Origin of the sequence: Methanobrevibacter sp., assembly GCF_045116495.1 — an archaeon.
In the GTDB taxonomy this organism is placed as follows: domain Archaea; phylum Methanobacteriota; class Methanobacteria; order Methanobacteriales; family Methanobacteriaceae; genus Methanocatella.
The window spans coordinates 1-10,008 of sequence record NZ_JBGULU010000104.1 but is presented as its reverse complement, the minus strand read 5'-3'; the positions used below and the strand labels follow the sequence as shown (position 1 = coordinate 10,008).

7 protein-coding genes and 1 pseudogene are annotated in these 10,008 nt (G+C 33.1%); 5 read left to right on the top strand and 3 right to left on the bottom strand.

Annotated elements, in window-relative coordinates:
• The 3 genes and pseudogenes from ACJMLH_RS05980 to ACJMLH_RS05970 all read right to left on the bottom strand — a co-directional run.
• Positions 1–1,353 (bottom strand): annotated as a pseudogene (locus ACJMLH_RS05980) (excinuclease ABC subunit UvrA); the annotation flags it as partial.
• Between the two features lie 48 nt (positions 1,354–1,401).
• A complete protein-coding gene (locus ACJMLH_RS05975; RefSeq protein ID WP_405275715.1) occupies positions 1,402–1,959 on the bottom strand; it encodes a hypothetical protein in 558 nt (185 codons plus the stop codon).
• Between the two features lie 43 nt (positions 1,960–2,002).
• Positions 2,003–3,022 (bottom strand): adenylosuccinate synthetase, encoded by a 1,020-nt coding sequence (locus ACJMLH_RS05970; protein ID WP_405275713.1) that lies wholly within the window; start codon positions 3,020–3,022, stop codon positions 2,003–2,005.
• Between the two features lie 199 nt (positions 3,023–3,221).
• Between ACJMLH_RS05970 and ACJMLH_RS05965 the strand changes: the two genes are divergently transcribed.
• The 5 genes from ACJMLH_RS05965 to ACJMLH_RS05945 all read left to right on the top strand — a co-directional run bounded on the left by ACJMLH_RS05965 (position 3,222) and on the right by ACJMLH_RS05945 (position 9,853).
• The gene (locus ACJMLH_RS05965) at positions 3,222–5,114 is read left to right on the top strand and encodes a histidine kinase dimerization/phosphoacceptor domain -containing protein (protein WP_405275711.1); all 1,893 of its coding nucleotides are present in this window, start codon (positions 3,222–3,224) and stop codon (positions 5,112–5,114) included.
• Positions 5,115–5,116: 2 nt separating this feature from the next.
• Positions 5,117–6,988 carry a sensor histidine kinase gene (locus ACJMLH_RS05960; protein WP_405275709.1) on the top strand — a complete coding sequence of 624 codons (1,872 nt, stop codon included), beginning with the start codon at positions 5,117–5,119 and terminating at the stop codon, positions 6,986–6,988.
• Between the two features lie 78 nt (positions 6,989–7,066).
• Positions 7,067–7,477, top strand: a complete 411-nt coding sequence (locus ACJMLH_RS05955; RefSeq protein WP_405275707.1) for a response regulator — start codon at positions 7,067–7,069, stop codon at positions 7,475–7,477.
• Positions 7,478–7,487: 10 nt separating this feature from the next.
• Positions 7,488–9,233, top strand: coding sequence for a glycosyltransferase (locus ACJMLH_RS05950; RefSeq protein WP_405275705.1), 1,746 nt, complete (start codon positions 7,488–7,490; stop codon positions 9,231–9,233).
• Entirely contained in the window at positions 9,230–9,853 is a 624-nt protein-coding gene (locus tag ACJMLH_RS05945; protein WP_405275703.1) for a hypothetical protein, read from the top strand. The genes ACJMLH_RS05950 and ACJMLH_RS05945 overlap by 4 nt, the downstream gene beginning before the upstream one ends.
• Positions 9,854–10,008: the final 155 nt, after the last annotated feature.

Sequence of the window (10,008 nt, the reverse complement as noted above, 5' to 3'; positions counted from 1 at the left end):
TCCTGCAGTCGGCCCAAGTTCAATCATATAATCGGCAACACTTAAAATTTTAGTGTCATGGTCTACCAATATAATTGAATTTCCATCTGCAATCAGCCTTTTAATAACTGCAATTAGTCCATCAACGTTGCTCGGGTGAAGACCAATTGACGGTTCATCCAAAACGTACAACACTCCTGTCGTGTGGTTTCTTAAAGTTTTTGCAAGCTGAACCCTTTGAAGTTCACCAGTCGATAATGTGTTTGATGGACGGTCAAGCGAAATGTAGCTTAAACCCAAGTCCAATAAAATGTTTGCATTGTCCATGAATTCTTCAGCAATAGCTTTGGCCATATCTTTAATATCAACGGGCAAATCCTCAATAACTTCAGGAATCCATAACACCAATTCATGCAGATTCATCTTGCAGGCTTCAGCTAAATTGATTCCACCAAAAAGAGTTTCACGAGCTTTTGAATTCAGTCGTGTTCCATCACATTCTCTGCAGACTGTTGTTGTTAAAAATTTGTTTATCTTTGTTAAACCTTTTTCGGTTTTGGCATTTTTTAAAGCTTCTTCAATAGCTTTATGAGCATTTCTATATTCAGCATTTAATTCAAATAATTTACCGTTCTTAGAAGGGATATTAATGTATTTTTTAACAGATGGTCCATTATAAACAATATCTTTTTCTTCATCTGTCAAATCACAAAAAGGAACGTCGACTCGTACACCCAGTTCTCCTGCAACATGATACATCCATGAGATTCCAAACTGGTTCCATGCTGCAACGGCGCCTTCTTCAAGAGTTTTAGATTCATCAGGCACCAATCTGGAACTATCCACATCACGTACAAAACCTGTTCCACTACAGACAGGACATGCCCCATCAGAATTGAATGCATATTCCTCAGCACCCAACCCATAGAATTCCACACCGCATTCGCTGCAGACAATCGGAATTTCACGGGCCACATTTAAGGTAGGTTCATTAATATGGCCATTTGGACATGTATAATTGCCGCATCTTGAATACAATAACCTTAAAGAGTTTAGAAGTTCTGTTGATGTTCCGAAAGTACTTCTAATATTTGGAATATTCGGCCTCTGGCTCAACGCAAGGGCTGCCGGAACATACTGGACCAAATCAACTTTCGCCTTTTCAACCTGAGAGATTCTTCTTCGGGTATAAGTTGAAAGGGCATCCAAATATCTTCTTGAACCTTCAGAATATAATACTCCCAGAGCCAGTGATGATTTTCCAGATCCTGAAACTCCACTAATGGCCACGATTTTACCTAAGGGAATGTCAATGTCTATGTTTTTTAAGTTATGAACTCTGGCTCCACGAATTATTATCATATCACGATACATAATTAAATATTTTACATTTTGAAAATATAATTATTTTGCTGAAAATATTCAAATAAATCCTTCACTTTCAAAGAAAATATTTATTTTCTGATAAAATTCTTCACTTGAAAAGCCAAAATCATTATTGAAAGATTTGTAAGCCAAAGTAGAATCTTTATTTAAATTAAATCTAAAATCAGGACATTTATCAAAGAATCTGCGAAAACTGTCTTTAGAATAGTCAGGTAAAGAGACCTCTTCAAAAGGGGTCTTATCTATAACCATTTTCATTGCACATGAAAAGACAGTTAACTGAAGAGCGGAAGCGTATGCATCATAACAGTTGCCATAATCCAGATTAACATTAAAATAAATCATGAAATTGACCATCACATGTGAAATCCAAATCAAAGAATTCGGCTTGTATTTTTCCAATTGCAAATCCGTGAATTTGAAAAGCAAATCTTCCAAATTTTCGCCTTCATTATCTTCACAGTATTGGACAAACTCTTCGAAAGAATAATTTGTCAGATATTTGAGATAGGCGTCCTTTACCTGCTCATCACATGAATATTTGGCAATTTTTTTCAATTCCTTTCTATTCAATACTTTAGGATAAATAAACATAAAATCATTAATTTTATAAAAAAAGAGTATAAAAGAAGTTATTTTACAATAACTCTTTTCTTAAATCTATTGTGTCTTTCAAATCAGGTCCGGTAGAAATAATAGTTACAGGCACACCGGTTTCAGTTTGAATATCCTCAATGAAAGCTTTAGTTTCAGCGGATAACTCATTGTAGTCCTGCACGCGTGCACAATCGAATAATCTGTCAACACAAGTCAAGGCAATTTGAGTTGCACCGTTGATTCTGCAGGATTCTTTTGCAAGTTCCATGTCAAAGTAACCGATTCTTCTACGTCTTCCAGTTACAACACCGTATTCTTCAAGACCTTTGCTTTCAGCTTCTTCTTGAGTCATTTCAGTTGGGAATGGTCCTTCACCAACACGAGAGATGTATGCTTTAAATACGTTGATGACTTCATCAACTTTTGTAGGTCCTACACCAACATCTGCTGCAAATGTGGAAGCTGTTGTGTCCTTACTGGTTACGAACGGATAAGACCCATAATAAAGTGAAAGTGCAAAACCTTGAGACCCTTCAATGAATACATTTTCACCATTGTTGATAGCTTCATTGACTTCCAGTGAAACATCTGTGAGGTATTCTTCAAGTTCAGGAATATCACGGGCTAATTCAATTGACCTCATTACTCTGTCCGAATTGGCCGGTCCACAACCGGAACCAGTACTTCCTATTTTTTTAGAAAGATGTTCTGAATTTTTATCCCGGTTAATGTGGTCTTCAGATATGATTGCACATCTGGAATCAACACCCATTCTTCCTTTAACGTCATATTTCTTTAAGTCTTCAAATTCTTTAAATAATACGTCCGGATTTACTAAAACTCCTGCTCCAATTAGGAGTTTGGCACCGGTATGTACAAAACCGGAAGGGGTTAGTCTTAAACCATATTTTTCCCCGTTGAATTCAACAGAGTGCCCCGCATTTGGCCCGACTCCTGCACGAGCAATAATATCTGGCTTATCGGCATCACAAAGGTAAGTAATACATTTTCCTTTACCTTCATCACCCCATGCTCCACCAACTAAAATACTACAAGTCATATAAATAACTCCTTAAAAATCAATTAATAAAACTGAAAATTTGTCAATTTTCCATAACACTAATATTATATCATTCATAATTAAAAAGTTTTTCCAAAATTAAAAAGAATAACTATATCCTAATCCTGAATTTTCAATAATATAAATATAAAATAAAATATATATTTATATATTATAAAAAAATCTTAAGGTTATATGAATGCATGTTGAAAGACATTATAGGGAACTGGAAAAAATTGAAGAGATTCACATACATAACATTGACATGACCGAAATGTATCAAGAAGCTCCGCAAGTTAAAAAGCCAGAAAAAGTTCGTTTCAGCAATGTTATGAAGCACGTGCCTTCAGATATTAATGTATTCCTGCCAATTGATGATGGTGAAGACTATATCATTGAAAGAATTGGTTGGAGCATGTTAGAAAGAGTTAATTTAAATTTAGAGGATGTTGAAGGACGCAAATTAAGTCAAGCTTCTCCGTTTTATTATGAGCTCTTTAAAGATACATTTAAAGAGGTTTATAAAACAGGAAAAACAAAAAACATGAGACTATTTTATTACTTAAGCGATAAAATTAAAACCATTTCCCAAGTAAACATTGTTCTTGATGAAGGCGAAATTTATGCAATATCTGATTTAAAAAGTACTTTTGAAGACTTTAGAAGTGGAGACCACGAAGATACAGATGACGAGAATAAAGCTACTCTAATAGAATATTTTTCACAAACCGGAAGTTATTATAAAATAAGGAATGAATATACATGGACTCCAGGCATTTATAATATCATTAATCGTTCAAAAGAACCAAATGATGCATTTTATAACATTATTTTTGATATGGTGATTCCTGAAGACCGTCCATTAGTCGATGAATTGCTTGAAACAATGAGCCCCGAAACAGACACCTATGAAAACATTATTCGTATTAAAACACCTGGAGGCCACATCAAATATCTGGACACTTATCTTTACTCTAAATTTGATGAAAACGGTGACGAAATAAGTCATTATGGTTTGTTTAAGGACATAAGTGTAGATTCACACAAACATCTGACAAGACCTGTGGATTTCATGTTAAACGGATTCAACCACAATTCAAAACTATCTCTTCTTGTTGAACCCTTAAGTAAAAGATATGAATTTTCAGAGGGATTTTACAAAATAATTGAAGTTCCAAAAGAAGAGTACCGACACAGTAAAAATATTATTGAGAATATCGTTGAAGATGATGTTAAAGAAGACATTTACAAATTGATTAACGGTGAACTTAAAGAAATAAACCATGTAGTAACATATATGGTGAATGGAAATAAAGACAACCAGAAGATATGTGAATTATTCATTGAAAGATTTAAATACGGGAAAAAAAATCACAGCATCGGATTTTTAACAGACATTACCCTTGCCCGACAAAAGCAAAGAGAACTAATGGAATCAAATGCGACCAAAAATATTTTGATTAAAGAAGTTCACCATAGGGTTAAAAACAATTTACAGGTACTGACCAGTTACCTGAATCTTGAGAGAAAAGCAAATAAAAATGACCCGAACGATATTTTAGATAACATGCAGACCCGTTTATCTTCACTTGCTCTACTTCATGAAAAGACATACCATACAGAAGATTTCGCAAACATTAATCTTGCAAATTATATGGCTGATCAGGATTCTACATTACATTCATTATTTGGAGCAAAAGGCATTAACTTTGTATCTGAGGTTGACCCAGACATTAACTTATCCCTGGATGTTATTACACCATTGCTCTTAATAATTGATGAACTAACAATGAATGCTATTAAACATGCATTCCCCGACTATGATATGCCTAATAAAACAATATCTAAAAAAATCAAATATATTGAAGACCACATCTGTGAATTAATACTTAAAGACAATGGAATTGGACTTAAAAGTCATGAATCCTTAATTAATCATAACTTAGGATGGGAAATAGTTAAGAATCTGACAAGACAGATTAACGGAGAACTCGAAATATTAAACTGTGAAGTTGGAACAGGATTTAGAATAATATTCCCTGAAAGCTTTGACCACACACTTGAATATCACCTGCACAATAAGGAGAAATGAGTATGAGAATTGAAAAGACATATAGGCAATTAGAAGATTTTGAAGAGGTTCATATATATGACATTACGGAACATGAACTCTTTCAGAAAACGCCTCAAGAATTTGAAATGTCTCCTACTCCATTTGAGAAGACATTAGATGAAATTTCAAATGACTTGGACATTTTTGTGCCTTATGATGATAATGGAAACGACTTTATTATTCGCAGATTAGGATTAGGAGTATTAAGAAGAAGTCAATTTTCACATGAGGAAGCAGAGGGACGTTTACTTAGTAAAGTTTCCCCAGGTTATTATAAATTGTTACATAAACATTTGAAAGAAGTATATGAAACCCATAAAACTAAAAAAATGATTTTCTATTATCATTTCGGTGAAAAATTAGCCAGATTCTCAAAAATTAAAATCATCCACGATATGGACAGGATTATTTTAATATCAGACCACTGGAACAATGAAGAAACAAATAAGAATGTTCTTGAAGAAAGTACTGATGAAAAAGCTAACTTAATCGAGTATTTCTCACAAACTGGAAGTTATTACAAAATTAATGACAGATACACCTGGACTCAAGGTATTTACAATATCATCAATCGTACAAGGGAACCGAATGACGAATATTACAATATCGTGTTTGACCTAGTCATCCCTGAAGACCGACCACTAGTGGAAAAAATGCTTAAAGAAGTTGACACCGGAAGAACCGCATATGAGGCGATTATCAGGATCAGAACCAAAGACGGTACTTTAAAATATATTGAAGTCAACCATTATACCAAATTTGATGAAAATGGAAAATTATTAAATAGATACTGTTTAATAAAGGATGTTAGTACAGATTCTGACAGGAAACTGGTAAGGCCTATTGATTTCCTACTAAAAGGATTTAAAAACAGTACCAAAATGTCATTGTTGATTGATCCATTAAGCAAAAAACATTATGAATTTTCAGAAGGATTTTATCATCTAATTGAAGTAGACCCTTCAGAATACCGTAACAACGAGGATATTATAGAAAATATTGCCGAAGACTCGATAAAATCTAAATTTAGAGACCTTATCGATGAAAAAATCAATGAACTGCAAGAAATCTGCACATATAATGTACATGGTGATGAAAATAATCAGAAAATAGTTGACATATATTTTGAAAGATTCGAATTTGGTCAAGGCACCCACAGTATTGGATTCATCACTGACCTTACCGAAGAACACAAAAAACAACAGGAATTGATTGAATCTAACGAACATCAATCAATATTGATTAAAGAAGTTCACCATAGAGTTAAAAACAACTTACAAGTTCTTAATAGTTTCTTAAACTTAGAGAAAAGAGCTTATAAAGATAAACCTGAAATAATTATTGACCACATGCAGTCAAGATTATCTTCACTTGCTATTCTTCATGAAAAAACATACAATACTACTGACTTTAAAAATATTAACCTAAAAGAGTATATTGAAGACCAAGACAGCCAGTTAAGAGGTTTAATAGGTCAAAGAGATGGTATTGAATTTAAATCTGAAGTAGATGAAGACCTTATCTTGACAATTGAGGTTATCACACCATTATTACTTGTTATTGATGAGCTAACAATGAATGCTATTAAACATGCATTCCCAGATAAAACCGTTCCGAATAAAGTAATTTACAAGGAAATTACCAAGTTAGATAATGAAACCGGCCAACTAATCCTTAAAGACAACGGCGTGGGTATAGAAGACCCGTCTAAAATTACTAAAAATCTTGGTTGTGAAATTATCAGAAGTCTCACAAAGCAACTCGATGGACACATCGAACTTTATCAACATGAAAACGGAACAAGTTACAGATTAACATTCCCATTGGATATGGAGCATACCATTGAAGGATAACCGTTGATGATACTAAAATAGATTAATGTATAAATAAAATGAGGGATAAAAAATTAAAATTGTAAATGGATGGATAAAATGAATGAAAGAATATTAATTGTAGAAGACGAAGCAATTACTGCATTAGATTTGAAATATAGTTTAGAAGAATTGGGCTATGAAATTGTGGATACTGTAGATACTGGTCAAGACGCTATTGATACTGCTGCTGAAACAGTTCCTGATGTTGTTTTAATGGATATAAAGTTAAAAGGAGACATGGAAGGAATTGAAGCGGCAGAAATCATCTCTGAATTAAGAATACCAATTATCTACCTAACAGCAAACACAGATACAGCCACCTTTGAAAGGTCAAATGTCAAAGGATCATACGGATTCGTATCAAAACCATATGATATACAAAAATTAGACAAAACTCTCAAAATCACAATTCAAAGAGCTAAATTAGAAGAAAAGAAAATAGACGAAGCTAGTGGTTTTACAGAATAAATGATTAAAAATGACTGACTACCAATTAATTAGTGGGAAGCCAAAAATATTCGCAATAAGTTCAAACAACGATTTATTGAATGAAATTCAAGAGTATGTTGAAAATTACGAGTATGATTATATAGGTTCCGCCTCAAAAGAAGATGACATATTTGAGAAAGTAGATAAATTAGAACCTCATCTCCTATTCTTGGATTGTGATATTGAGAATATTGATTTAGCAAAGTTAACCGGAGATTTAGAGCTTTTCAACATACCAATAATAATTATTGTTGGAAACTTATTTAACGAAACTGTAGACAAATTGCTAATGAGTAATCCCTATGGCTTTTTACTTGCGCCCCTAGAGGAAAATGAACTTCAAAGAGCAATGGCAGTAGCGTTAAGAAAACATGAACAGAACATACAAAATGTTAAAGAAGCAGAATCAAGAATCAAAGAAAAAAGTTTGGAACTTTTAATTGAAAAATCAGACTCAAGTCTCCTTTTAATTTTATGCGTTTCTTTAATCATTATTGCGCTGTTATCAAGAAATGCTACTTGGCTTCAGTGGGTGCTCTTATTTCCAACAGGAGCTATGCTTATAAACTCACTATTCAGTCTTAAAAAACAGGAAATACCCGAACCATTCGAAACCCTTCCATTTGTAAGTATTTTTATTCCCGCACACAATGAAGAGTTTACTATCGAAGATACCGTAAGAAGTGTTTGTGAACTCGACTATCATAATGAAGAAGGAGAACCTCTGTACGAATTAATTGTTGTTAATGACGGTTCAACTGATCGTACCGGAGAAATCTTATCAGGCCTAAAAAAAGAATTTCCACAAGTCAAAATTGTTACAAGGCACCCTCCAAGATCAGGAAAAGGAAAAGGATTTGTTTTAAATGATGCCCTGACACTGTCCAGAGGAGAAATTATTGGTGTTTTTGATGCTGATACAAGAGTTAAACCTCATTATCTGAAAACCATTGTACAATACTTAAACAGTGATATCGACGGTGTTCAATCAAGGGTAAAAATGTTTAATAAAAATGAAAACTTCCTAGCCCGTATGCAACATGTGGAGTTTGCAACATTCGGTAACACCTTAATTGCTAAAGATAATTTAGACCATACAGGATTTTTAGGAGGAAACGGTCAATTTGTAAGAAAACAAGCAATTATTGATTGCGGACGATGGGACGGATTTGCAGTTACCGAAGATTTGAATTTAGCAATTAAAATTATTCTCAACGGTGGAAAAATTAGTTACTGTAGCGAAGTTGCAGTTTATCAAGAAGCAGTAACTAACTGGAGAGCCTTTTTCAGGCAAAGAACCAGATGGGCTATTGGTAATTTTGAAACATTATTTGTTTACTTCCCTCAAATAGTAAGGTCAAAACTATCATTTAAAAAGAAATTTAATGTGCTTGAACACATTTCCTTTTACAGTTTTAATTTATTAATCTTTTTTGGATTTGTAATTACCATTATTAACGCAATATCATGGTTTTTCTTCCATAATACTACCATGATTAGAATGAACGCCCCTATTTTTGTAGGAATATTGTCTGGAATAGCATTTTTCCCAACTATTATTTTAGCCCTATTAAGAGATAAGCTAGGACCTGTTGAATTTATAAAAGATATGGTTAAATATTATATTTATTGTTTCCATTTAATTCCGTTATTCTTTATTACAATGCACACAATGATGACAAGAAAAGAAAGAAAATGGGTTAAAACCGTGCATAAAGGAGGCAAAACACAATGAGAAAAGAAGACTTGTTAAAAGGGTTTATAGTTGTCGTTCTTATCATATTTATTGCAATCAACATCAATGGAATTAATAGCTTTTTAAGCTTCAATACCGACAAAACAACCGAATTTGATCACAGCGTTGCAGATGTTCCCCTAGGATGGAATACAACCAAAGAAATTAACATGACAGATATTGCTAAAACTCCTGGAGCAATTTCAAATGGATATGTCGTAATGGACCATTGGGATGATTGGCCTGAAGACCATATTACTAAAATATCGGAAGCCAAATTTAAAGAAATGGAAAACGGCAGTTATAAAGTTTTAAAAAATGATGAACACACTTTTAATGGAGTTACCATTTCAAAACAGTATTTCTCAAACCCTTCAAGGAATAATGATACAACTTGGACTCATATTGGAGTAAACTATGTATTCCCTAAAGAGGATACAAACTATACTATTCAAGTCCATTATTTCACAAGTCAGGACTACAACAATACCACTTTCATAGAAGGAGTTGATAAATGTATTGAAGAGGATATAAGTAATATCCACAATAACAACTTTAATCCAGCCATTTCAACATTAGGACACATTTATGATTCCTTAATGAATCTCATTTCACACTAGTTAAAACAGTTGGCTAAAAAAAGTAAATAATAGATATTGAAAAAAATTAGAAATATCTATAAACCTAGTTTTTTTGGATTCAATGGATGATTTTCACACATTGAATCTTTAATTAAATTTCTTTTCAAATGATATTTCAAAAAGTAAAGCATCCA

What these genes read in the sequence shown, in the direction of transcription:
- ACJMLH_RS05975 (WP_405275715.1), bottom strand. Translation starts at nt 1,959, where the DNA reads ATGTTTATTTATCCTAAAGTATTGAATAGAAAGGAATTGAAAAAAATT.
- ACJMLH_RS05970 (WP_405275713.1), bottom strand. Translation starts at nt 3,022, where the DNA reads ATGACTTGTAGTATTTTAGTTGGTGGAGCATGGGGTGATGAAGGTAAA.
- ACJMLH_RS05965 (WP_405275711.1), top strand. Translation starts at nt 3,222, where the DNA reads ATGCATGTTGAAAGACATTATAGGGAACTGGAAAAAATTGAAGAGATT.
- ACJMLH_RS05960 (WP_405275709.1), top strand. Translation starts at nt 5,117, where the DNA reads ATGAGAATTGAAAAGACATATAGGCAATTAGAAGATTTTGAAGAGGTT.
- ACJMLH_RS05955 (WP_405275707.1), top strand. Translation starts at nt 7,067, where the DNA reads ATGAATGAAAGAATATTAATTGTAGAAGACGAAGCAATTACTGCATTA.
- ACJMLH_RS05950 (WP_405275705.1), top strand. Translation starts at nt 7,488, where the DNA reads ATGACTGACTACCAATTAATTAGTGGGAAGCCAAAAATATTCGCAATA.
- ACJMLH_RS05945 (WP_405275703.1), top strand. Translation starts at nt 9,230, where the DNA reads ATGAGAAAAGAAGACTTGTTAAAAGGGTTTATAGTTGTCGTTCTTATC.